The organism is Archangium gephyra (assembly GCF_042230915.1).
GTDB classification, from domain to species: Bacteria; Myxococcota; Myxococcia; order Myxococcales; family Myxococcaceae; genus Archangium; species Archangium gephyra_B.
The window spans coordinates 4,070,527-4,093,587 of sequence record NZ_CP102578.1; the positions used below are offsets into that span (position 1 = coordinate 4,070,527).

18 protein-coding genes and 1 tRNA gene are annotated in these 23,061 nt (G+C 69.5%); 7 read left to right on the plus strand and 12 right to left on the minus strand.

The annotated features are described in order from the left end of the window. Nucleotide 1: 1 nt before the first annotated feature. Together NR798_RS16465 and NR798_RS16470 are read right to left on the minus strand one after the other, a co-directional pair. On the minus strand, nt 2-1,036 hold the full coding sequence (locus NR798_RS16465; RefSeq protein WP_375772423.1) for a PA0069 family radical SAM protein: 1,035 nt from the start codon (nt 1,034-1,036) through the stop codon (nt 2-4). 27 nt (nt 1,037-1,063) lie between these two features. Next, the gene (locus tag NR798_RS16470) at nt 1,064-2,128 is read right to left on the minus strand and encodes a YbhN family protein (RefSeq protein WP_375772424.1); all 1,065 of its coding nucleotides are present in this window, start codon (nt 2,126-2,128) and stop codon (nt 1,064-1,066) included. A gap of 205 nt (nt 2,129-2,333) precedes the next feature. Between NR798_RS16470 and NR798_RS16475 the strand changes: the two genes are divergently transcribed. The 4 genes from NR798_RS16475 (at nt 2,334) to NR798_RS16490 (ending at nt 7,478) form a co-directional block, all read left to right on the plus strand. Then, nucleotides 2,334-2,915 carry a hypothetical protein gene (locus NR798_RS16475; protein ID WP_375772425.1) on the plus strand — a complete coding sequence of 194 codons (582 nt, stop codon included), beginning with the start codon at nt 2,334-2,336 and terminating at the stop codon, nt 2,913-2,915. Nucleotides 2,916-2,930: 15 nt separating this feature from the next. Next, entirely contained in the window at nt 2,931-4,253 is a 1,323-nt protein-coding gene (locus NR798_RS16480) for a hypothetical protein (RefSeq protein WP_375772426.1), read from the plus strand. A 27-nt stretch (nt 4,254-4,280) separates the two neighbouring features. Further along, a complete protein-coding gene (locus tag NR798_RS16485) occupies nt 4,281-5,618 on the plus strand; it encodes an AI-2E family transporter (RefSeq protein WP_375772427.1) in 1,338 nt (445 codons plus the stop codon). Between the two features lie 117 nt (nt 5,619-5,735). Further along, nucleotides 5,736-7,478, plus strand: a complete 1,743-nt coding sequence (locus NR798_RS16490) for a phospholipase D-like domain-containing protein (RefSeq protein WP_375772428.1) — start codon at nt 5,736-5,738, stop codon at nt 7,476-7,478. 35 nt (nt 7,479-7,513) lie between these two features. On the opposite strand, the gene NR798_RS16495 is transcribed toward NR798_RS16490, so the two are convergent. Continuing rightward, entirely contained in the window at nt 7,514-8,191 is a 678-nt protein-coding gene (locus NR798_RS16495) for a methyltransferase family protein (RefSeq protein ID WP_375772429.1), read from the minus strand. Between the two features lie 159 nt (nt 8,192-8,350). Here NR798_RS16495 and NR798_RS16500 point away from each other — a divergent pair, with 159 nt between their 5' ends. After that, entirely contained in the window at nt 8,351-10,090 is a 1,740-nt protein-coding gene (locus tag NR798_RS16500) for a murein L,D-transpeptidase (protein WP_375772430.1), read from the plus strand. On the opposite strand, the gene NR798_RS16505 is transcribed toward NR798_RS16500, so the two are convergent. The 8 genes from NR798_RS16505 to prfA form a co-directional block, all read right to left on the minus strand. Further along, nucleotides 10,087-11,073, minus strand: a complete 987-nt coding sequence (locus NR798_RS16505) for a hypothetical protein (RefSeq protein ID WP_375772431.1) — start codon at nt 11,071-11,073, stop codon at nt 10,087-10,089. The two genes, NR798_RS16500 and NR798_RS16505, sit on opposite strands and share 4 nt — an antisense overlap. A 171-nt stretch (nt 11,074-11,244) precedes the next feature. After that, nucleotides 11,245-13,149, minus strand: a complete 1,905-nt coding sequence (locus NR798_RS16510; protein ID WP_375772432.1) for a TolB family protein — start codon at nt 13,147-13,149, stop codon at nt 11,245-11,247. 74 nt (nt 13,150-13,223) lie between these two features. Continuing rightward, nucleotides 13,224-13,296 (minus strand) — tRNA-Gly (locus tag NR798_RS16515). Between the two features lie 62 nt (nt 13,297-13,358). Then, nucleotides 13,359-15,305: an ABC transporter substrate-binding protein gene (locus NR798_RS16520; RefSeq protein WP_375772433.1), complete on the minus strand. Its 1,947-nt coding sequence runs from the start codon at nt 15,303-15,305 to the stop codon at nt 13,359-13,361. Between the two features lie 197 nt (nt 15,306-15,502). Beyond that, complete coding sequence (locus NR798_RS16525) at nt 15,503-15,892, minus strand: zf-TFIIB domain-containing protein (protein ID WP_375772434.1); 390 nt, start codon at nt 15,890-15,892, stop codon at nt 15,503-15,505. A gap of 172 nt (nt 15,893-16,064) precedes the next feature. After that, nucleotides 16,065-17,330 carry a UDP-N-acetylglucosamine 1-carboxyvinyltransferase gene (murA, locus tag NR798_RS16530; RefSeq protein WP_375772435.1) on the minus strand — a complete coding sequence of 422 codons (1,266 nt, stop codon included), beginning with the start codon at nt 17,328-17,330 and terminating at the stop codon, nt 16,065-16,067. A 10-nt stretch (nt 17,331-17,340) separates the two neighbouring features. Next, complete coding sequence (gene prmC / locus NR798_RS16535; protein WP_375772436.1) at nt 17,341-18,222, minus strand: peptide chain release factor N(5)-glutamine methyltransferase; 882 nt, start codon at nt 18,220-18,222, stop codon at nt 17,341-17,343. Next, nucleotides 18,219-19,307 (minus strand): peptide chain release factor 1, encoded by a 1,089-nt coding sequence (prfA, locus tag NR798_RS16540; protein ID WP_375772437.1) that lies wholly within the window; start codon nt 19,305-19,307, stop codon nt 18,219-18,221. Before prfA ends, prmC begins: the two co-directional genes overlap by 4 nt. Nucleotides 19,308-19,746: 439 nt before the next feature. Here prfA and NR798_RS16545 point away from each other — a divergent pair, with 439 nt between their 5' ends. Together NR798_RS16545 and NR798_RS16550 are read left to right on the plus strand one after the other, a co-directional pair. After that, nucleotides 19,747-20,562 carry a tetratricopeptide repeat protein gene (locus NR798_RS16545; protein ID WP_375772438.1) on the plus strand — a complete coding sequence of 272 codons (816 nt, stop codon included), beginning with the start codon at nt 19,747-19,749 and terminating at the stop codon, nt 20,560-20,562. A gap of 17 nt (nt 20,563-20,579) precedes the next feature. Then, nucleotides 20,580-21,926: a hemolysin family protein gene (locus NR798_RS16550; protein ID WP_375772439.1), complete on the plus strand. Its 1,347-nt coding sequence runs from the start codon at nt 20,580-20,582 to the stop codon at nt 21,924-21,926. Between the two features lie 15 nt (nt 21,927-21,941). Here the strand turns inward: NR798_RS16550 and NR798_RS16555 are convergent, their stop codons facing one another. Continuing rightward, nucleotides 21,942-22,916 (minus strand): hypothetical protein, encoded by a 975-nt coding sequence (locus NR798_RS16555; protein ID WP_375772440.1) that lies wholly within the window; start codon nt 22,914-22,916, stop codon nt 21,942-21,944. Nucleotides 22,917-23,061: the final 145 nt, after the last annotated feature.

A 23,061-nucleotide genomic window follows, 5' to 3' on the forward strand; every position in this document is an offset into this window, starting at 1 on the left:
CTCAGAAGAAGCTGAGCTGCGTGCCCGGCTTCATGGGGCGGCGGAAGGTGCTCTCCTTCTCCGCCCCATCCGAGGGCCACGCGGTGTTCAGCCCCAGGCGGCGCGCGGTGGTGTCGAAGAGCTTGCGGATGGTGTCCGCGTAGAGCCCCTCGCCACTCATGCGCACGCGGAAGCGCGGATCATTGAGCGCTCCTCCGCGCGTCTCGCGGATGCGGTGCAGCACCCGCTCGGCGCGCAGGGGGAGCTTCTCGCGCAGGCGCTCCTCGAAGACGGACTGCACCGGGCCCGGCAGCCGCAGCAGCGTGTAGAAGGCGCGGGTGGCTCCGGCCTCCTTCGCCGCGGTGAGGACGCGCGCCATGTCCTCGTCGTTGAGCCCGGGGATGACGGGCGCCACGGCCACGCCCACCGGAATGCCCGCCGCCGCCAGCCGCTCCATCGTCTGCAGGCGCCGCCTGGGCGTGGCCACGTATGGCTCCATGGCGCGTGCCACCTGCTCATCGTGGAAGGGCAGGGTGATGCACACCGACACCCGGGCCTCCTGCGCGAGCGTCTTCAGCACGTCCAGGTCTCTCTCGATGAGCGGCCCCTTGGTGATGATGCCCACCGGGTTGCGGTACTCGGCGCAGACCTCCAGGCAGGCGCGGGTGAGCCGCAGCGAGGCCTCCAGCGGCTGGTAGCAGTCGGTGACGCCGCTGAAGGCGACCGTCTCGCCCTTCCAGCTCTTGCGCTCGAAGGCCGCGCGCAGCAGCTCCGGGGCCTGGGGCTTCACCACCAGCTTCGTCTCGAAGTCCGTGCCGGCGCCGAAGCCGAGGTACTCGTGGTAGGGCCGCGCGTAGCAGTACGCGCAGGCATGGAGGCAGCCCCGGTAGGGATTGACGCTCCAGGTGAAGCCAACGTCCGGGCTGTCGTTGCGCCCGAGCACCTCGCGGCTGTGGTCCTCCAGCACCTCCAGCTTCGCGGGAGGAATCTCCTCCAGGTACTCCACCGCGGTGGTGTCCCAGGGGTTGGTCGGGTTGGAGATGGGACGAGGCTTCACACTCCCAGGGTGAAGCTGAAAGGACGTTCAGTCAAGGCTCGATTGGCTGGGGGGTGGCCTACGTGGACGGTCAGGAGGGCGAGCGGGCGAGCCCGCTCGCTGGGGAGGAACGGGAGGTCCAGGGTCATCCTGGCCCTTGTTGCCGGGGAGGCTCCAGCGCAGCACATAGAAGCCGGGCAGCAGCGGCAGCCACAAGGTGAAACCCCGGAACAGCAGGGTGGCCGTCAGCGCGGCCTCCACCGGCAATCCGAGGAAGGAGAGCATGGCCACCGAGGCCGCCTCGAAGGTGCCCACGCCTCCGGGGAGGAAGGACACCGTCTGCGCCACGGAGGCCATCATGAAGCTCGCGAACACGGTGCCGAGCGAGGTGGACTCGCCCAGCGCCCGCACCAGGGCGCCCAGCGTGGCGGCATCGAGGACGAAGACGGCCGTCTGGAGCAGGGTGCCCTGCGTGAGCAGCCGTGGGTCACGGAGCAGATCAGGAGGCACGCCGGCCACCGCGCGCAACAGGGCCGGGAGCCCGGGCACCCTTCGCAACCACGGCCCGGGCCGCCAGTCCTCGCGCCCGGCGAGCAGCAGGATGACGGCGGGGACGGCGACGGCCAACCCGGAGAAGGCCGTGGCCATCCATTGCACCAGCGCATCCAGCTCCTCGTGCGACCAGAGGTAGACGAGGCTCCAGCCCACCGAGAGCGCCTGGGCCGCGTAGAAGCAGAGGAGGGTCATGAGGATGGCCGCCGCCGCCGCTCTCGGGGCGGCTCCCACCTTGCGAAGGCCTCGCGCCACCATCATCGAGCCGCCGATGCCCGCCGTGGGGATGAGCTGGTCAAAGGTGAGCTTCATCAGCGACAGCCGGGCCAGCCCCCACACGGGGGCTCGCACGCCCGTGTGCCTCAGCACGCGCTGCCACAGGACGCCGTCACACAGGTAGGTGGCCAGCTGGAGCAGCACCGCCACCAGCAGCCATCCCGGCCGTGCCTGGCGCAACAGGACGAGGAACTGCTCCTCCTCGGCATGGCGCGCGAGCACGAAGGCCACCAGGGCCATCAACAGGACGGCCCCGGGTACCCACCACCCACGCCTCCGCCGCATGGGAGGCGGGCCGTCCAGCCAGCCCCTATCGCTTGGTGTCTCGGCTGTCGGGCTCGGCATCTCCTCCCCCTGGACCACGCGGGGTGTGGCCCGTGTGCACACTTCCCATTCATGGAGGATGGGCTCGCACGGCGCGAAGTGCGGGAGCGGACGGCCCCGCTGCCGGGCGCTTCCCCTCTCGCCCCCATGAAAGGCCGGGTGACACATGCTCTTCTTCCTCATCGTGATGTGCGTGGGGCTCGTGGGTCTGAGCGCCATGGCGATTCCCGGGGTCTTCCATCACGGGCTGGGACACGGGAGCGGGCATGTGACGCATGTGACGCACGTGACGCACCACGGCCATGCCGTGCCTGGGAGCGATTCCGGCCACGGCTTCATGCACTTCCTGCCCGAGCCTCGCCTCCTCTTCAGCCTGCTGGCGCTCTACGGCGCCTTTGGAAACGTGCTGGCGCTCACCCTCTCGTCCTTCTGGCTCGTGGCACTGCTGGCGCTTCTCCCGGCGCTTCTGGTGGAGCGGTTCGTGCTCGCGCCTCTCTGGACGCTGGCGTTCCGGTTTCAGGGGCGGCCCAGCTCGCCTCTCCCAGCGCTCCTCATGGAGGACGCGCGCGCGGTCACTCCCTTCCGCAACGGCAAGGGGCTGGTGCGCGTCATCCGCGATGGCCGGAGCGTCCAACTCAGCGCCCGGCTCGTCGACGGCCAGTCGATGCTGCCAGTCCGGGTAGGGGACAAGCTCCGCATCGAGGAGATCGATCCCGAGAACGAGCGCGTCACCGTCTCATTATTTTGAGGGAAGGAGACTTCCGTGAATCCATTGCTCATCGCGGCCGCGGTCACCCTGCTGGTCATCCTCCTGACTCCCATGGTCGTCAGCGCATTCCTCCGGGACGTGGAGGCCGGGGAGATCCGCCTGGTGAGCTGGCTCAATGGCAACCTCCGCATCTACCGGGGGCCCTGCAAGGCGGTGGTGATTCCCATCCTCACCGTGAGCCGGACCATCCCCGCCTCCGCCATCAACGTGGACATCGAGATCACCGACCAGACCGCGGACATGGATGCGAGCGGAGCGCCCGCGCCCGTCAAGGTCACCGTCAAGGCCTCCGCCATCGTGAGCGTCGGAGAGGAGGACGCGATGGTGAACACCTCCGCGAACAAGTTCTTCTCCAAATCCCCGGACGAACAGCTCTCGACGCTGACCGACGTGCTGTCCTCGGCGGGGAGGCGGGCCATCAACCTGCTCAAGCACGACCAGCTCTTCAATTCCCGCACCGCCGCGCCGGCGGCCTCGGCTCCGCTCAAGGACAAGGAGGCGCTGGTGGCGCACGGCGAGGATGACGAGCTGGCGGTCATCATCAAGGAGGCCTGCTCCCGCGAGCTGTTGGACCTCGGGTTGTCCTTCAACAGCCTCAACATCAAGGCCGTGCTGAGCGAAGTGGCCGAGGCCCGGCGGCGGGAATCGGCGGCACGCGCCAAGGCCAGCGCGGACGTGGTCCAGGCGAGGGAGGAACAGCGCGCGAAGATCGCCCAGCTCGAGGCCGCCCAGAAGATCAACGACCAGGAGCGCGCCTTGAAGATGCAGATCGCCGCCAACGGAGCGGCCATCGCGCGCGCCGAGGCCGAGCGCCAGGCCGTCATCCGCGAGCTGCGTCAGGCCGAGCTGGGCGCCTCGCAGATCACCCAGGCCCAGGCGGACGCGGATCAGAACGTCATCGCCCTGGAGGCGGAGGGACGAGCCCAGGCGGCGCGCATCCGGCTGGTCGCCGAGGCCGAGGCGGATGCCATCCGCAAGAAGGCGCGGGCGTTGCTGGAGACGGGGCAGGTGTATCTCGACTTGCGCCGTCTGGAGCTGGCTCCGGAGCTGACCCGCGCGGTGGCCGGGGCGCTCGCCAACAGCCAGTTCGTCAATTTCGGCGCCGCGGGCTCGAATGGTGGCCAGAGCGCCGTCACGGCCGGCTCGGACGACATCCTCCGGGTGGTGCAGACGCTGATGGCCGCCCAGGTCATCACCCATGCCCCGTCCACGGCACCCGCACCGTCCACGGGAGATGGGGCCTCACCCCCACGGAGCGCCAATGGCTCCGTGAGCGCGGATGGGCTGACGTCGTGGAACGCGTCCAGCCACCACTAGCCCGAGAACCTTCAGGGAGGCGGGATCATGGGTGCGAGCTCCTCGAAACGGGATTCACCCCGGCAGGTCGTCCGGGTGGAGATCTCTCCCCGGAGCCTCTGGTGGGTGGTCGCCTTCCTCGCGGGCGGGTGGCTCCTCGCCCAGCTGTGGGAGATCCTCGTCCTGGTGCTGGTCTCGTTGGTGCTCGTCGGGACCTTCGCCCCGGAGGTCGCGTGGTTGGAGAAGCGCGGCCTGAGCCGCCCCCTGGCGGTGCTGGGCACCTTCGTGGGCGTGCTCCTGCTGTTCGGGCTCCTGGGGTTGCTCACCGTGCCAGCCCTCGCCCGGCAGACATCGTCCCTGCTGTCCCAGGTGCCCGAGTACCGCGAGCACGCGGCGGACTGGATGCGCAACCACCGCCTGCTGGCGCCGCTCGCGGAGTCGGTGCGGCAGGGGAGCGCCTCCTCGGCGCTGTTCTCGCGCGCCGTGCACTACGCGATCTCCATCTCGGAGCGGGCGGCGGTCATCCTCGGCTATGGCGTCACCGCCCTCGTCCTCGCCTTCTACCTCATCGCCGATGGCGAGCGGGTCCGCGGGGCGCTCTACGCGGTGGTGCCCCGCCGCTACCACCTCCGGCTCGCGCGCATCCTGCTCAACCTGGAGACCATCGTGGGGGGCTACATGCGCGGGCAGCTCATTACCTCCGCGGCCATCACGCTCTTCGCCCTCGTGCTGCTGACGGTCCTCGGGGTGCCCAACGCCCTGGCGCTGGCGGTCTTCGCCGGGGTGACGGACGTCCTGCCGTTCATCGGTGGGCTGCTGGGCACCACGCCCGCGGCGCTCGCGGCGCTCTCCCGGGGCGTGGTTCCCGCCATCATCGTCGTGGCGGCCATGATGGTGTACCAGGAGTTCGAGAGCCGCATCCTCGTGCCCCGCGTCTACGGCAAGGCCCTCCGGTTGCCGGCGGTGATGGTCATCCTGGCGCTGCTCATCGGGGGCACCTTGCTGGGCATCATCGGTGCGCTGCTCGCACTTCCCATGGCCGCCGCGCTGCGGATGAGCCTGCGGGAGCTGCGCGTGGAGCTCCCCGGGGAGGCCGGGGACCACAGCGGTCTCCGCGAGCGGGACGAGAACGCGGAGCGGACCTACGCGCACCTCAGCGAGGGCGCCCCCGCCCAGGAGGCCGCCGCCATCGCCGTGGACATGGCGGACCGCATCCGTCACGCCGACGCGGACACCGCCGAGCACGCCGCCGAGGTCCCCATCACCGGGGGCTACTCCAAGGAGCACGGCGAGGAGGTGCGCGACGAGGAGGTGCACGACGATGCGCACGATGCTCCAGCCCGCTCCGGGGAGCAGGAGCCGGCGGAGGCTCCCCCTCATCATTGAGCCTCCCACGGAGCGCCTTCCGGGCCGCGCGCTCCTCGTGCCCGGGGGCCGGGCCTGGCCGCCCCGCCCGGTCACATCCGCTCCCCGGACGCACCCTCTCCCTGTGGGAGGTGCAACGTGAGAGTGAGCAAGAGCAGTGGAGGCCTGACGGTTCGCGCCATCGCCGGCACGCACAACATCCTCTTGGGAATCGATCTGGAGGAGGCGAAGCGCGAGGGCTGCCTCGGGTTCTCCATCCAGAGGGCACGGCTGGATCCAGAGCAGAAGACTCCGGTCGCCTGGAGGTGGCTGCCCAACCGGCTCCGGTTCCCGAAGGATGTCAGCACCGGCCCCATCACGACTGAGCATTCCCCGGTGCAGAAATTCCGCTGGGGGGACTACACCGTCGAGCCGGGGGCGGAATACCGCTACCGGGTGATCGCACGCTATGGGCTCTGGGACACGCTGACCCCTGGCGCCATGGTGGAGCTCGACCTGAAGACGGAGTCGCCCACCTCGAGGAGCACGGCCGTCTTCTTCAATCGGGGAGCGGCGGCCAGCCAGGCCTATAACGACATGTTCGGCGCCCAGGACCCCGACGAGCTGGAGCCCCAGGCGAGGCAGAAGGCGCTGAAGTGGTTGTCACGGGGCCTCGAGGAGGCGCTGCTGGCGTTCCTGGCACAGGCCGAGGGAGAGGGCTACGCCCTCCATGCCGCCATCTACGAGTTCCAGAAGCCGGAGTTGTTGGAGGGGCTGGTGGACGCGGCGAAGCGCGGCGCCGAGGTGAAGGCCGTGTACCACCACCGCCAGGCCGGCGAGAAGGACACCACCTGGCAGAAGAACGACAAGGCGGTCGCCGCGAGCAGGCTCGTCCAGAGCGGGGCGCAGGTCCACCAGCGCAAGGCGGCTCCGCAGAGCGCCATCAGCCACAACAAGTTCGTGGTCCTGCTCCAGGACGGCGAGCCGCGAGCCGTGTGGACCGGCTCCACCAACTGGACGGAGGGCGCCATCTACGGGCAGCTCAACGTGGGGCACGCCGTGTACGACGAGGCGGTCGCGGGCGCCTACGAGCGGTACTTCCAATTGCTCTTCGCGGATACCGGGAGCGGCCCGCTCAAGACCGCCACCCGCGAGCTCTCTTCCGTCCTGGACGAGGAGGAGCTTCCCCCGGGCCCTGGCATCTGGCCCATCCTCTCGCCCCAGTCCAATGACGACATGCTCGGGCTGTACGCTTCCCTGTGCGAGCGGGCCAGCCACCTGATGGTGTGCGCTCCCTTCGCGCTCGCTCCGGCGCTGCTGGATGTCCTGTCCAGCGAACCCGCGCGGCCGGGGACCCTGAAGTACCTCCTGGTGGACAAGGAGGGCAGCCTGGGGAAACCCGAGCAGGTGCGGCTCATCGAAGGGGACCCCTCCAACGAGCTGGGCGTGGCCACGACCCTCCACACCCCGCTTCACGACTTCCAGCGGCAGCTCCTCATGACGCCGGAGAGCTTCCACCATGACGGCATCCACATCCACTCGAAGATCATCGCCGTGGATCCGCTCGGGAACGATCCGATCCTCATCACCGGCTCGGCCAACTACTCGAACAACTCCACCCGGAACAACGACGAGAACAGCCTGGTGATTCGCGGGGACCTGGCGGTCGCGGACATCTACGCCACGGAGTTCATGCGGATGTTCGAGCACTACCACTTCCGCGGCGCCGTCTCGAAGGAGAACGAGAAGCGCACCCGGAGCGGAAGGGCCGCCGTGGACGCGCCCCTCTCGTTGAGAGAGGACGACTCCTGGTCCGAGCGCTACTACGTCGAGGGGAGCAGTGACGCGCTCGGCCGCCAGCTCTTCGCGGGTACAGGAGCGCAACCTCACGAGCACGGGTGACAGCGGCGCCCTTGATGGCCGCATCGAGGGGGGCGCTACCAGATGAAGGGAATGAGGCGGTAGCGCACCTTCTGCCGGTACTCCTCGTAGCCGCCCAGGTGTGCTCGGAGGAATTTCTCTTCATCGAGCAGCCTGGCCGCAATGGCCAGTATCACCAGCAGGGCAACGGGGACCCCCACCCAGGAGCCCAGGGCCAGCGGTGTGAAGACGAGCAGGAGGCTGGCGCCCGCGTACATGGGATGCCGGACCACCCGGTACGGACCGGTGGTGATCACCGTCTGCTCATTCGCCACTTCGATGGTGGCGCTGGCGTAGCTGTTCGTCCTGAAGACGAGGAAGACGATGAAGAATCCAAGCGCCACGAACCCATCGGAGAGCCAGCTCACGGCTCGCGGCACCTCCGACCAGTGAAACCGGAAGTCCAGGCCTGGGACGATGAACAGGAGGATGAAGAAGAGGTTCGCCAGGCCGGTGATGAGCTTCTGGGTCTTCTGGGTCTCGGCGGCCGGGCCGGCCCTGACACGGCTGGCCAACAGCTTCGGGTCATACTTGATCAGATACGCGGTGATGAGGAGGACGCAGGCCGCGAAGACGGCGAGGTAGACCCAGGCTCGCCAGAAGCCGAAGGAGCCGGCCGGTAGAAAGAGGGAGAGGGCCAGGACCAGCATCAAGATGACGAAGCCGATGAGGGCTCTTGCGATGGGATTGCTCATGTCTCGGCCGCAGCCTCTCCTCGCGCCATGAAGATGGAAGCCCCTCCGCCAGTTGTGAGGGCTCGAGGGAGTGGGGGGTTGCCACCGTGGGCGGGCAGGTGAGCGAGCGGGCGAGCCTGCTTGCCTGCCTCGTACTGGAGGGGTGCCTACCGTCGTCCCATGCGTTTCTGGCCCGTCCTCCTGTGCTGCCTGCTCCTCGGCACGCCCGCGCTCGCGGCGGGGGAGCCCGCGCCCCTCGAGTCCGCGGTGCGGGCCCACTCTTCCAACAAGGCGCTCGTCCTGTTCTACGAGACGCGGGGCTTCCAGCCGGCGTGGTTCTCCTATGACGGCGCGGTGCGGCCCCAGGTGGGCCAGTACCTCGCGGCGCTCTGCGAGGCGGAGGCGGAGGGCCTGTGGCCGGGGCGCTATCAGCGCGTGGAGCTCGACGAGGCCATGCGCCGGCTGACGCTGGGCGGAGACACGGGGGACACGTGGGTGGCGGTGGAGCTGGGGCTGACGTCGAGCTTCCTCACCTACGCCACGCATCTTCTGTCCGGGCAGGTGGCCTCGCGCGCGCTCGAGTGGGGCACGAAGCGGCCGGGGGCGGTGGTGCTGGCGGCGGTGCTGGAGGGGGCGCTCGCGAGTGGAGACCTGGCCGCCACGCTGCGCAGCCTCTCTCCGACTCACGAGGGCTACATCCGGCTGCGGGAGGCGCTCGCGCGCTACCGGGCCATCGCCGCCGCGGGAGGTTGGCCGCTGGTGCCGGACGGCAAGCCGCTCGAGCGGGGCATGAAGGAGCCGCGGGTGGCGGTGCTTCGCGAGCGGCTGCGCGCCACGGGAGATCTGCCTCCGGCTCCAGAGGAGCGGCTGCTCTATCCGGGAGCGCCGGGCGTGGGCGTGGCGGCGCTGGTGGATGACCTCGTCCGCGCGGCGATGGAGGAGCGGGCCCCGGAGTCTCCCCGGGGGCCCGTGCCCGAGGACCTCTACGACGCGGAGTTGGAGGAGGGCGTGAAGGCCTTCCAGCGGCGGCATGGGTTGGCGGCGGACGGGAAGGTGGGCGGGGAGACGCTCAGAGCGCTGCGGGTGCCGGTGGAGGAGCGCATCGCGCAGTTGCTGGTGAACCTGGAGCGCTGGCGCTGGGCGCCGAGAGACTTCGGGACGAGGCACGTGCTGGTGAACCTGCCGGCCTTCGAGCTGGAGGCGGTGGAGCAGGGCCAGCCGATGCTGCGGATGCCGGTCATCATCGGGGAGCCGGAGTGGAGCACGCCCATCCTCCAGGACGAGGTGGAGTACCTGGTGCTCCATCCGACCTGGTACGTGCCGAGCAAGATCACCGCGGAGGAGGTGCTGCCGAAGCTCCAGGAGGATCCGGGGGCGGCGGCGCGGATGGGGCTGACGACGTACAACCGGGCCACGGGCGAGCCGGTGGATCCGGGCACGGTGGACTGGAGCGGGCTGGAGGCGGGGTCACTGCCCTACCGCTTCGCGCAGGATCCGGGGGACTCGAATCCGCTGGGGCAGGTGAAGTTCATGTTCCCCAACCGCTTCTCCATCTACCTGCACGACACGCCGAACCCGAAGCTCTTCGCGGAGGCGCAGCGGGCCTTCAGCCACGGCTGCATCCGGGTGTCCGAGCCGGCGAAGCTCGCGGACTTCCTGCTGCGGGGCCACGAGGGCTGGACGGAGGCATCCCTGGCGGCGGAGATGGAGGCCTCCAGCGGCAAGCAGCGGCGGGTGGAGTTGCCAGCGCCGGTGCCGGTGTACCTGCTCTACTGGACGAGCTTCGTGAGCGCGGACGGCCGGGTGCAGTTCCGGCCGGACATCTACCGCCAGGATGGGGCGGTGCTGAGGGCGCTGACGGTGAAGCCGGTGCCCGCGGCAGGCGAGTCTTCCGCCGCGTGCGGAGGAGCGCGCGGCTAGCGCTTGCTCCAGCGGGCCGGGGTGCCGCGCACGTCGATGTGCACGAAGGGCCCGTGGACGCGGTTGGCGCGGTAGACGCCGTAACCGCCGATGAGCTCGGGCACGCGCTGCTCCACGCGGTCGACAGCGCGGGCGAGCACCTCGGCGTCCTTCACGTCGACGCGCCCGTTGCCATCGAGGTCATCCATCTGCCCGTCGCCATTGTCGTCGAGCCAGACGTCGGCGGCATCCCCGTAGGTGTGGCGGCTGAACTTCGCGCGGCCATTCTCACCGGGCCCGTTGTACTGGGGCGTGCGGAAGCCGCTCATCACGTGGAGCCCCTTGGCCGGGTAGCCCTGGGTGCGCAGTTCCTGGAGCACGAGCTCCAGCTTGTCCACCAGTCGCAGGTCCAGCACGAGGTACTTGGGCCAGACGTTGGCCTGGTCCTTGGTGAGGAAGTGGCGCAGGCGGAAGTGCTCGGAGACGGCGAAGTCCTGGTTCTCGCGCGTCACCTCGATGAGGAGCTCCGGAGGGGCGTAGCGGCCCGAGCGGCCGGCACCGCGGGCGGGCCAGCGGCCGATGCGGTAGCCGTTGAGCTGCGTCTTCGAGCCGTCGAAGTGAACGGGGGTGATGACGGCGTGCGGACCGGCCTCCGCGCCGGGGGTGGCGGGGGCGAGCTGCCAGACGCCGGGCTGGGCCGGGGCCTTCCAGCCCTCGTCGGTGACGGACGCGAGGGCCTGGGTGTCCGAGCCCAGCGCCAGCCAGCGGGCCTCCTTCACGTCCTGGCGGACGGAGAAGTGGGGCTGGAGCGTCTCGCCCGGAGGCACGACGACGGCGCGCAGGGCGCCACTGTGGCCACGGGAGACCAGCTCCACGGGGGTGGACGGTGCCGCGGCCGGCTCGGGAGCAGCGGCCATGGCGTACTGGGCCACGAGGAGCAGGGCGGCGACGAGGAAGAGGATGGCTGAACGGCTGAGGGGCAAGCGGGTACGGGATGAATTCACGCGGACTCTGCACAACCGGCGGCGAGAAAAAATTCCGCCGGCTTCCCGGGCCCGACTCCAGGTCCGGGTGGGTGCTCGAAATGACACGGGACAAGACATGGCCGGCAACCCCTCCTCAGGAGACAGAGGGGACACCGGCTGGCTGTGACGGGTTCCCGGGCGCCGAGGCCCTCAGCGGATGACGGGGACGATCACCTTCGTCCACTGGGCGATGTGGTTGGACGTGGTGATGTCCTGGATGGGCAGCACGAGCGCGGGGTAGCTCGGATCCTGGCCGAGCGCCACCTTGTCCGGGTCGACGGCGGCGATCCACAGCAGCGTGCCGTTGGGGTTCTCACCGCCGCCGGGGAGCGGGTTGCGCAGCCCGTAGCGGCGGCTGGAGGAGAAGGTGAACCACTGCAGCCGCGAGGCCGACTCCCGGGTGCGCTGGTAGAGGAAGGGCGCCCACTTGGGGAAGGAGCTGGTGAGATTGGCTCCGCTGTCGCGCTTGCCGGGAGCGTTGGCGCTGGCGAGCTCGATGAGGGGGGCGCCCGCCTCCGCCTTCACGGCGAAGAGCCGCGCCGAGGGATCGCTGTCCGCGTTGCAGTCCACGCCGGAGGTGGTGCCGCTCGGGCAGGTGGACTCATTGAAGAGGAGGAACGAGTTGTCGGGCGAGAAGGCCGGGTAGTAGCGGTTCTTGCCGTCCACGGCGGGCGCGAGCGTCACCGGTGCGCTCCAGCCGGAGCCGGTGCGGCCCACCATCTGGATGGCGCCCTTGCCGAAGCGCTGGTTGGTGCCCTTCACGCCCATCTTCACGAAGGCGATCTTCTGCCCGTCCAGGGACCAGTCGGGGTGGGTGACCGGCTCGGTGCTGGAGCCGGTCCCGGCGAGGCTCTGCGTCTGCTTGCCGGTGTTGCCATCGAAGAGCATCAGGTTGAAGTCGGTGGCGCCCGCGTCCGCGTAGACGCCCACGTACTGCGAGCCGTCCGGGTTCCACGACTCGAAGATGCTCTTGTCCGGAGAGCTGGCGCCCGCGTTGTAGGGCGCCAGCAGTGTCTTGCTGCCCACGTCCATCAACACGAGGCGCCCGGAGTTCTGGCCGTTGGCCTCGGCGACCAGCTTCTTCCCGTCGCGCGACAGCGCGTGGCAGCCGATGCACTCGTTGCCCGCGACCTCGGGGCCGGCGAACTTCTCGCCCGTGAGCTGCGAGGCGCTCGAGAAGTCGAAGCGCATGATGGCGGAGCCGTTGGAGGTGGTCCAATAGTAGAGGCCGCCGGTGAGGTCATCGCGCGCGAAGGAGACGGAGAGCGGCGTGGACGTGCCCACCGCCACGCCCGCGTCATTGGTGCCGCGCACGGTGATGGAGACGGGCTCGCCGCCGCGGTTGGTCTGGGTGAGCCACAGCCAGGTGGAGTCGTCCGGGCGGTAGATGCAGCCGCCATTCATCGGCTGGGTGCAGCGCAGGTAGACCTTGATGTCGGTGACGGCGTTCTGGAAGGCCAGCTCGAAGAGGGTGTTGCCGGTGCCCGGCAGGAAGTGGAGCTCGGCCCCGCGCATGTTGGGCGGCATGAGCACGCCGTCGTTGGGGTAGACGAGGTCCGGCTTGCGCGTGTCGCTGGAGGGGCCGGAGAAGGGGGCCGCCGCGTCCGCGGGCAGGGAGGAGGAGCCCGGATCCTTCACGCTCGCCTGGAGCTTCACGGACACCTGCGTCGTGCCGCGCACGGTGCCCGCCAGGGCGGAGACCGTCGTCACACCGCCCTGGTTCTTGTAGGTGGTGAAGGTGCTGCCCGAGAAACCGCCGATGAAGCCGTTGTCCACCGAGAAGCGGACCTGCGCGGTGATGTCGCGCTGAGCGCCGCCCTCGAAGACGCCCGTGGCCCGGTAGGTGAGCGAGGCGGGCGTCTTCCCGGCCTCGATGAGCATCACCTGGTCCGCGGGCTCGACGACGATGGACTGCAGCCCGGGGAGCGGTACGTCGCCACCGTTCCCGCCACCGTTGGACGGGCCACCCGTGCCGTTGCCTTCACCGTCCTCGCATCCAGTGGACGCCAGGAGGAGCACCGCGAGCATCGTGGAGAGAAGAGCGGGAATGCGCATGCGGCGCATCTGGCGCAGAAAAACAAGAGGCCGGCAATCCCTCGGACGTCCGAGAAATTGCCGGCCTCACAGAGAGCGGCGGACCGGGTTCGAACCGGCGACCCCGAGCTTGGGAAGCTCGTGCTCTACCAGCTGAGCTACCACCGCGTCGCAAGCAGTCTCAAAGTAGGGGCCAGGACGCGGCTTGTCAACGAGAAGTAGCGAGGGGGTTATTCGCCCTCCTCAATGGTCAGCTGGTAGGCATCCTGGAAGTTGGCCTCGCGGTTGCGAGCGTCGCGGACCTCCAGGATGTAGACGCCGGGCTCGGCGCTGTAGCGGATGACCTCGGGCTGGTCCCCTCGGGCGCGATCAGACGTCTGCACGAGTGACAGCTTTCCGTCCTCGCCCACGCGGTGCAGGTACAGCCCCACGTCCACCTTGAGGATGCCCAGCAGCGTCACCTTCATGGGCGTGCGCACCGGCCGGTCCGAGAAGTCCAGCCGGTAGTAGTCCACGTCCTTGAGCGGATAGACGGTGCCGCGCACGGCCTTGCCCGGGGTGAGCTCCATGGCGCGGTCCGGGGTGTTGTTGGGCTCGCGCTCCTGGCTGCCGTCATCCGGCACGGTGGTGACGGAGATGCGGTAGGGCTGATCCGCGTTCTCGTAGTCGCGCACCCACTTGTTGTCCACCTTGCGCGAGGCGCCCTGCACCCTGAAGTAGCAGGTGCCGTTGCACGCCACGTTGTTGAGGCGCTCGGGCTCCTTGATGGCACCGTCGTTGGCGCGCTGGAGCACCGTCTCCTTCTGGCCCTCGCCCTCGGGAGGCGCCACCACGGACAGCTCCAGGTCCATGCGCTCCACGCCGGACAGCTCCACCTTGGCGAGCACCGGCTCGGCCGTCTTCAGGACGAAGTTGTCCACGTCGCCCTTGGGCGAGAGGAAGCCCTCCTTGTAGCCGTACGTTGGCAGGGTGGTGGCCTTGTACAGCTCGTCGTTGGGCTCCAGCTCCGCGTTGGCCCCGGCCTCCTCCTGCGTCACGGTGAGCGTATAGGACTTCTCCGAGTTGAAGCCCCGCTTCGCCTCCTTGCCCGTGCCCACCCAGCCGCTCTTCACCACCACGTACACGACGCGATCGCTCGCCCTCACGCCGATGTTGCGCAGCGAGTAGCCCTCGCCCTCCTTGCCCCTGGGCGTGACGAAGAGGGGCGCCTCCGCCGCCGAGAGCACCGACAGCTCCGCGCGCACGCCCTCGATGCCGGTGAGCTCGATCTTCAGCGCCACCGCGGGAGCCTCCTCCTGCACGGGCTGCAGGCCACCCTGGCCCGGGACGGGCACGGGCACCTGGAAGCCTCCCGGCTGCGGCGCCGGCGCACCGGGCTCGGCGGGAGCGCCCTCGGCCGTGGGCGCGTTGGCCACGCCCTCGGGAGGGGCAGCGGCCTCGGAGGAACCCGGAGCCGCCGTCTCCTCGGGGGCCTGGGGCTGGCCCTCGGCGGGAGGCGGCTGGGCGCCGGTGGGGTCCGCCGGGCTCGGAGCGGGAGCGGGAGCCGGGGGCGGCGTGGCGCCAGGAGGCGGCTCGGGGAGCTCCAGCCGGTACCAGTCCTCGTCGGCCGCGTGGCCGATGAAGCCCGCCACCGCCTGGCCGAACTGCATGGGCGTGGCGTCCACGGCCCGGTCGTTGGGCTCGCGCTCCACGCCGTCCTCGGGCGTGTGGTAGCGCAGCTCAAGCGTATAGGCGCCGCCGGTGCCCTTGCGGGCCGAGGCCACGCGCACCCAGCGCTCGCGCTCCACGTAGAGGTTGGGGAAGCGCTCGGGCTTGCCGTCGCCTCCGCTGTTGATGCTGGCACTGCGGACACCGGGGGCGTCGTACACCTCCAGCAGCACGTCTCCGCCGGGCAGGCCGGAGACGCTCACGTCCGCCACGCGCGGGCTGTTGGGCGCGAGCCGGTACCAGTCCTCGTCGGGCTTGGACGGATCCGCGCCCAGGCTGGCGCTCACCGTCGCGTCCCGGCCCAGGGCGACGGCCTGCTCCGGCCGATCGTTAGGCTCCGTCTCGTTCAACAGCTCGGGCCCGGTGACGACCGGTCCGGCGTCCGCTTCCTCGGCGCCCTTGTTCGAGCAACCGTTCGGGCAGCCGGCGAGCAGCAGTGCGCACGGCCACACCCACCCCAGACGTCGCATTCCGTTCCCTCTTGGCATTCGAGCGCCTACTCAATCCCCTGGCGCCCGGGTGTCAAGGTTCGCCAACAGACAAGCTGGCGCTTTCATCCCGGGAAGGGGAAGGGAGGAGAGGACGTAGCTGGGGCGTTCCCGGCCCGGCGGTACGACGGGCCCGGAGGGGGGGCTGGTGGAGGGGACACCCTCGGGTGAGGGGTCGCTCAGCCGATGGCGGTCTTCTTCTTCGCGCTGAAGTGACGGAAGAAGTCGATGATCTCCTGCTCGGCGACCTTCGCGTCCGTGGCGTCGGCGAACTCCGACTCGAGGAACATGCCGCCACAAGACTCGCAGGTGTCGTAGTGGAGCGGGTGCTGACGGTCACCGCCGTCCACCCGGATGAGGTCCACCTGGCACTCGGGACACTGGCCGGTGAGAGCCTCCGCGTCGACCTTCCCGCCCTGGCTCTCCAGCCCGGGGAGGTTGTTGTGGAGGAGGATCCGGTTCAGATCCGCGACGTCGATCCACAGCCCGCCGCAATCTCCACACTTCCGCAACGTCTCATGGTCGCCTTCGAGCTCGGCCATCTCGACGCTGCAACCGGGGCAATTCATGGGGCGGGTCATTCTCCTGTAGGGGGGAGCAGCGCTCCCGTGGGGTGCGTCCGGAGAGCCAGCCTGCCTCCCCGGACGTTCAGAGAATGATAGGTCGCATGATTTTTCAGATGCAACCCAACTGGGGCGATGTGTTCACACACGCAACCCTGGGAGCCCCCCAGGCCCGGGTTCAGGCCTTGACCCGGCGGATGTCCGCTCCCAGCTTGCGCAGCTTGCGCTCCAGGCGCTCGTAGCCCCGGTCCAGGTGGTAGATGCGGGCCACCTCGGTCTTGCCCTCGGCGCGCAGGCCCGCCAGGACGAGCGAGGCGCTGGCGCGCAGGTCCGTGGCCATGACGGGGGCCCCGGACAGCTTCTTGACGCCCTTCACCACCGCCGTGTGGCCCTGGATGGTGATGTCCGCCCCCATCCGGTGCAGCTCCGGCACGTGCATGAAGCGGTTCTCGAAGATGCTCTCCGAGATGACCGAGGTGCCGCTGGCCACCGTCATCAGTCCCATCAGCTGGGCCTGCATGTCCGTGGGGAAGCCCGGGTGCTCGGTCGTCTTCACGTCCACCGAGTTGACGACCTTGGGGGCCTTCACCCGCAGGCCCCTCTCCTCGGCGGTGATGGTGCAGCCCGTCTCGCGCAGCTTGAGGATGACGGCCTCGAGGTTCTCGGGCTGGGCGTGCCTCACCAGCACGTTACCGCCGGTGATGGCGGCCGCGACCATGAGTGTGCCGGCCTCGATGCGGTCCGGGAGGATGGCGTGCTCCACGGGCTTGAGGGAGTCCACCCCGTCGATGGTCATGACGGAGGTGCCCGCGCCCTGGATGCGGGCGCCCATCTTGTTGAGGACCCGGGCAAGCTCCTCCACCTCGGGCTCGCGCGCGCAGTTCTCCAGCACGGTGCGGCCCTTGGCCAGCACGGCCGCCATCATCACGTTCTCCGTGCCCGTCACCGTGATGACGTCGAAGTTGACGGTGGCGCCCTTGAGCTGCTTGGCCCGGGCCTCGACGTAGCCCTCGGTGAGGGTGATTTCGGCGCCCAGGGCCTTGAGGCCCTTGAGGTGCTGGTCGATGGGGCGGGCCCCGATGGCGCAGCCGCCGGGCATGGACACGCGGGCGCGGCCGAAGCGGGCCACCAGCGGGCCGAGCACCAGCACCGAGGCGCGCATCGTCTTCACCAGGTCATAGGGGGCCTCGGGGGTGATGGGCCCCTCGATGGCCACCTCGCACACGTCCTTGTGGCGGCCGGTGAGCCGCGCGGTGCCGCAGCCCATGGTCTCCAGCACCTTGAGCATGGTGACCACGTCGGCCAGGTCCGGCACGTTGCGGTAGACGCTCTTGCCATCGGCCAGCAGCGCCGAGGCGAGAATGGGAAGCGCTGCGTTCTTCGCGCCCGACACGACCACCTCGCCCTGCAGCGGGTGGCCACCCTTCACGATGATCTTGTCCATCTGCTCCGTCTCACCCCTGTGGCTGGCTGGCCACGGGCTGTGTCCCAAATGCGAGGCGATCCCGCCTCTCGAGGTCCTTCTCCACCCGCGCGTCGTCGTAACCCGCGGCCTGGAGGAGGGCCTTCACGGCATCGCCTTGAGTCTCGCCGATCTCCATTGCAAGCAGCCCGCCAGGTTTGAGGACGCGGCGAGCCCCCTCGATGACCTTGCGGATGAGCACCAGCCCGTCCGCCCCGCCGTCCAGCGCCATGTGGGGCTCGCGGCGCACCTCGGCCGACAGGGTGGGGATCTCCGCCGTGGCGATGTAGGGCGGGTTGGACACCACCACGTCGAAGCGGGCGTCCGGGGGCAGGGGAGCGAAGAGGTTGCCCTGGAGCACCGTCACCCGCTCGGCCACGCCCAGGGCCTGGGCATTCTCCCGCGCCAGCGCGCAGGCGTCCGCGGAGAGGTCCGTGGCCACCACGGTGGCCTGGGGACGCTCGGCCGCCAGGCTGATGGCGATGCAGCCCGAGCCGGTGCACACGTCCAGCGCGGTGCCGGGGCCGTCCTTGGGCAGCTTGTGCAGGGCGGCCTCCACCAGCAGCTCCGTCTCCGGCCGGGGGATGAGCACCCGCGCGTCCACCTTGAAGGGGCGGTTGTAGAACTCGCGCACGCCGGTGAGGTACTGGGTGGGCTCGCCCGCCATGCGCCGCTCGATGAGGGCGCGGAAGGTGGCCAGCTCCGTCTTCTCCAGCGGCCGATCCAGGTCCACGTACAGGCGCACCCGGCTCGTCTTCAGCGCGTGGGCGAGCAGCACCTCGGTGGTGAGCCGGGGCGCGTCCACCCCGCGCTTCTCGAAGTGCTGGGTCGTCCAGGTGAGGATCTTGCGGACGGTCCAGTTCTCGCCGCTCATGCGCTCGCGCCGGGACCGCCGCCCATCTGCTGCTTGAGGGCCTCGGCCTGGTAGTGGGTGCGGCAGGCGGTGATGACGTCCTCGACACCGCCGCCCATGATGGCCGGCAGGTTGTGCACCGTGAGGCCGATGCGGTGATCCGTCAGCCGGTCCTGCGGGAAGTTGTAGGTGCGGATCTTCTCCGAGCGGTCGCCGGTGCCCACCTGGCCGCGGCGCATGGAGTCGCGCTCGTTGCGGATGCGCTCCTGCTCGATCTCATAGAGCTTGGCGCGCAGCATGCGCTCGGCCATGGCCCGGTTCTTCGTCTGGCTCTTCTCCTGCTGGCACTTCACCACGATGCCGGAGGGCTTGTGGATGAGGCGCACCGCGGAGTCGGTGGTGTTCACGCTCTGGCCGCCCGAGCCCGTCGAGCGCATCACCTGCATCTCGACGTCCGCCGGGTTGATCTTGATGTCCACGTCCTCGGCCTCGGGCATCACCGACACGGTGATGGTGGAGGTGTGGATGCGGCCCTGGGCCTCGGTGGCCGGCACGCGCTGCACCCGGTGCACGCCCGACTCGTACTTCAGGTGGCTGTAGACGCCGTCGCCCGACAGGGTGATGGACACGTCCTTGACGCCGCCCACGCTGCCCGGGCTCATGTCCAGGATGTCCGCCTTCCAGCCCTTGCGCTCGGCGTAGCGCAGGTACATCTGCATGACCTCCTCGGCGAAGAGGCCCGCCTCGTCTCCCCCGGCGCCGGCGCGGATCTCCAGGATGACGTTCTTGTCGTCATTGGGATCCTTGGGCAGCAGGAGGATCTTCAGCTCGGCCTCCATCTCGTCGCGCTGGGCCTTGAGGCCGGGCAGGGACTCGCGGGCGTAGGCCTTCTCGTCGGGGTCCGAGCTGCCGAGCCAGGCCTCGACCTCCTTGAGGTCGGCGAGCACCTTGCGGTAGGCCCGGAAGGCCTCCACCAGCTTCTCCAGGCCCGCGCGCTCCTTGGAGACCCGCTGCAGCCTGGCCGTGTCGGAGATGATGTCGGGGTTGGACAGGTCGGCGGTGAGGCGCTCGAACTTGCGCTCTACCTCTTCGAGTTTGTCAATCATCGGTCTGGGTGGGGGTTGTGCCCCGTTGTCCGGCCACTGGCAAGGCCGGACGGGGTCAAGAAATTCCGTGGACTTCCGGGCCGGGAGCGTGAAAAAAGGACGGTTCGCTGCCGCCATTGCGGCCCACTTCCGCTCATACGGAGTACCAGAAGATGCCTGCCCAGAAGGGAAACCGCAGCAAGAAGAAGGTGTCCAATCGCGCTTCCACGAAGAAGGCGGCCCTCAAGCGCCGCCGCGCGCGCGAGCGCCGCAAGTAGTTCGCTGTCCGCCTCCTCCCCTGGTCTCCGGGGGAGGGGGCGAGCACCCCTTTCCTGCGCCGGACTCCCTTGGGGCGGACCCTTCGGGGCAGCCTGAGGGTGGACCCGCCGAGCCCTTGGCGGGAGGCATGACTCTTCCTTGCGCCCCCAGAGAGGCGGCGCGTAGATTGCCCCGCGACTTCATGGCCAGGGAAAAGGACAACATCGCGCTCTCCGACGAGCACAACTCGCGCGGCATCGAACTGGCCGACCGCGGGTGGCTGGACGAGGCGATCAAGGAGTTCAAGAAGGCGATCGATCTCGATCCGGACTCCGCCCACGCGCACGACAACCTCGCCACCGTCTACGCGGAGAAGAAGCTCTTTCGCGAGGCCCTCGGCGAGTACCTCACCGCGCTCAAGCTCGAGCCGGAGAGCCCCACCGCGCACTACAACCTCGCCTGCTTCCTCTCCTCGCACGCGGCCGAGATGGCCGTCACCGAGTACCGCGAGGCCATCGAGCTGGACCCGGAGTACCCGGACGCGCACCTCAACCTGGGCCTCACCTACGCGGACCAGGGCCGCATCGAGGAGGCCATGCGCGAGCTGCAGACGGCCATCGAGTTGGAGCCGCAGGACGCCTTCCCCCGGCACGAGCTCGCCGCGCTGCTCATGGACGAGGGGGACTACCGCTCGGCCATCACCCAGCTGAAGGAAGTGGTGCGGCTGGAGGCGGAGAACTTCGAGGCGCACCTGGACCTGGGCATCTGCTACGCCCAGAAGGGCTTCTACGCCGAGGCCGAGCGCTCCTACGACAAGGCGCGCGCCCTCAACGCGGACGATCTGCTGCTCAACTACAACCTGGCCGCCCTCTACGCGCTCTGGGGCCGGCGGGCCGAAGCGTTGACCTACCTGCAGAAGTCCGTGGCCGCGGATCGCCAGAAAGTGCAGGGCTGGCTGGCCACGGATACGATGTTCGACGCGCTGAAGGGCGACCCCGAGTTCGAGGCGCTCTTCTGAGCGTCTGAGCTCTCTCTATGGAATGGGTCTTCCTCGGACTGGCGATCCTGCTGGTCTTCGCGAATGGGTTCTTCGTGGCGACGGAGTTCGCCATCGTGAAGGTCCGCCAGACACGCCTGCAGGCGCTGGTGGACGAGGGCCGGCCGGGTGCTGGCGCCGCCCTGAAGATGGTGGAGAAGCTGGACGCCTACCTCTCCGCCACGCAGTTCGGCATCACCCTCGCGTCGCTGGGCCTGGGCTGGCTGGGTGAGCCGGCGTTCGCTCACCTGCTGGAGCCGGTGCTGACGCGGTTGGTGCCCGAGGCGGCGGGGCCCACGCTGGCCCACTCGGTGGCGGTGGCCATCGCCTTCGCCATCATCACCTTCCTGCACATCGTGGTGGGAGAGCTGGCACCCAAGAGCTTCGCCATCCAGCGCGCCGAGGACACGACGCTGACGGTGGCGCTGCCCATGCGGCTCTTCTACTTCGTCTTCTACCCGGCCATCTGGCTGCTCAATGGCGTGGCGGGGTGGTTGCTGAGGGTGGCGGGGCTGCATGGCGCCCACGAGTCCCAGGAGGCCCACAGCGAGGAGGAGCTGCGCGTCATCCTCCACAGCTCGGCGCAGGCGGGCGCCATCACCACGGCGCGCGCGGAGCTGCTGGAGCGCTCGCTGGAGATGGCGCAGAAGACGGCCCGGCAGGTGATGGTGCCGCGCAACCAGGTGAAGTTCCTGGACGTGGAGGAGCCGCTGGACAAGTGCGTCGCGGACGCGCGCGCGGCCGGCCACACGTGGCTGCCGGTGGCCCGGGGCAACATGGACGAGGTGGAGGGGGTGGTGAACGTGAAGGACCTCTTCTTCCTCCTGTCCAAGGGCGAGCTGCGCAGCCTGGCCCAGGTGCAGCGGCCGGTGCTCTACATCCCGGAGCACGTGACGCTGGAGCAGCTGCTCAACGAGTTCCGCCGCCGCCGCCGGCAGATCGCCCTGGTGGTGGACGAGCACGGCGGGACCTCCGGGCTGGTGACGCTCGCGGACGTGGTGGCCGAGGTGGTGGGCGACGTGGCCGAGCTGGGCCGGCGGGTGGACGAGGTGCGCGCCCTGCCCGGCGGCCGCTTCGAGCTGCCGGGCACCGCCCAGCTGGATGACCTCGAGGACCGCCTGGACGTCTCGTTCGAGATCGACGACGAGGACGTCGAGGTGTCGACGATCGCCGGCTACATCATGGCCCGGCTGGGACGCATCCCCGAGAAGGGGGACTCGCTCAAGCTGGACATGTGGCGCATCCAGGTGGAGGAGGTGGAGGGGCCGCGCGTGGTGCGGGTGACGGTGGAGCCCCAGGCCAGCCCCAAGCCCCCGGTGACCGCTGCGGTGCCCGAGGCCTCCTGAGCCGTCCTGCCCGGCTCACCCGAAGTTGTAGGAGAAGTCCAGCCAGGGGACGGGGATGGGGAAGCCCGGCACGTAGATGCCGCCGAGGTCCACCGCCCAGCTCTCGCCGAAGAGGCGCACCGCCAGGGAGTTGAGCATCGGGAGCTGCCCGTTGACGCTCACGCCGGAGGACGCCAGCAGCCAGTTCTCCGTGACGAGCGCCACCCGCTGGCTCAACCGCACGTTGCCGCTGAGCGTGCCGATGACGCTGCTGTCGAGGCCCCCTCCGCCGTTGAACAGCGTGAAGGGTTTGCCCAGGCCCAGCGACAGGTGCGCGTCCGCCGTGCCGTAGGTGGCCGTTCCGAAGACGAAGCCCACCGCGCCGCCCGTGGTTCCGCCGAAACCAGGCAGGAAGAGGCCCTGCGCACCGACGGCCAGGTGCAGCCTGTCCCCCACCGAGCCGCCCACCTTGACGCCGCCGATGAAGTTGAAACCTGGCGCACCCAGCAGCCAGGCCGGGAGCACCGCACCGGCCTGCACGGTGATGTGATCCGTCAGGCCGTAGCTCATCGAGGAGAAGAACAGCTCCTTCTGGGAGAAGTAGCCCTCGCCCTGGCGCAGCATCATGCCGCTGGGGGCGTAGAGGTAGCGGGTGCGGTTGGGATCCTGGAACCAGATCTCCCCATTCTCCCGGACCTGGGCGTTGCGCTCGACGGTGATGTCCTTCACCTGCCGGGCCGGCAGCTCCATGCGATCGCCATCCGCCAGCTCCACCACCACGACCTTGTCGTCCTGGTGCAGCACCACGCCGTGCAGCTCCTGCCCGTCCTTCAGGGTGATGCGGGACAGCTCCCGCTTGCCCGACTCCGGCGGAGGGGTCTCGGTGGACAGGGACTCGGCGGGGGCGGGCGTCTCCTCCGCGGCGGGGGCCGGGGATTCGGAGGTCGTGGCATCCTGCGGGGTGAGGGTCAGCAGTGCCGCCAGGGCGAGGGAAGTCGTGGTCGCGAACATGCCGCTCTGTAATGCAGTGGACGGGCCAGGAACGTGCCCTGCTGGAAGTTCCGGCACTTGGGGGCGCGCGCCCCGCGCTGTGTACAGCGGGTTGCACAGGTGTCCGGGCCGACTGCGCACGCGGACGCTCGCCGGAGACGGCTTC

Coding starts and splice junctions, on each gene's coding strand:
- NR798_RS16470 (WP_375772424.1), bottom strand. CDS start 2,128: ATGCGGCGGAGGCGTGGGTGGTGGGTACCCGGGGCCGTCCTGTTGATG.
- NR798_RS16475 (WP_375772425.1), top strand. CDS start 2,334: ATGCTCTTCTTCCTCATCGTGATGTGCGTGGGGCTCGTGGGTCTGAGC.
- NR798_RS16485 (WP_375772427.1), top strand. CDS start 4,281: ATGGGTGCGAGCTCCTCGAAACGGGATTCACCCCGGCAGGTCGTCCGG.
- NR798_RS16495 (WP_375772429.1), bottom strand. CDS start 8,191: ATGAGCAATCCCATCGCAAGAGCCCTCATCGGCTTCGTCATCTTGATG.
- NR798_RS16500 (WP_375772430.1), top strand. CDS start 8,351: ATGCGTTTCTGGCCCGTCCTCCTGTGCTGCCTGCTCCTCGGCACGCCC.
- NR798_RS16510 (WP_375772432.1), bottom strand. CDS start 13,149: ATGCGCATTCCCGCTCTTCTCTCCACGATGCTCGCGGTGCTCCTCCTG.
- NR798_RS16520 (WP_375772433.1), bottom strand. CDS start 15,305: ATGCGACGTCTGGGGTGGGTGTGGCCGTGCGCACTGCTGCTCGCCGGC.
- NR798_RS16525 (WP_375772434.1), bottom strand. CDS start 15,892: ATGAATTGCCCCGGTTGCAGCGTCGAGATGGCCGAGCTCGAAGGCGAC.
- murA (WP_375772435.1), bottom strand. CDS start 17,330: ATGGACAAGATCATCGTGAAGGGTGGCCACCCGCTGCAGGGCGAGGTG.
- prmC (WP_375772436.1), bottom strand. CDS start 18,222: ATGAGCGGCGAGAACTGGACCGTCCGCAAGATCCTCACCTGGACGACC.
- prfA (WP_375772437.1), bottom strand. CDS start 19,307: ATGATTGACAAACTCGAAGAGGTAGAGCGCAAGTTCGAGCGCCTCACC.
- NR798_RS16545 (WP_375772438.1), top strand. CDS start 19,747: ATGGCCAGGGAAAAGGACAACATCGCGCTCTCCGACGAGCACAACTCG.
- NR798_RS16550 (WP_375772439.1), top strand. CDS start 20,580: ATGGAATGGGTCTTCCTCGGACTGGCGATCCTGCTGGTCTTCGCGAAT.
- NR798_RS16555 (WP_375772440.1), bottom strand. CDS start 22,916: ATGTTCGCGACCACGACTTCCCTCGCCCTGGCGGCACTGCTGACCCTC.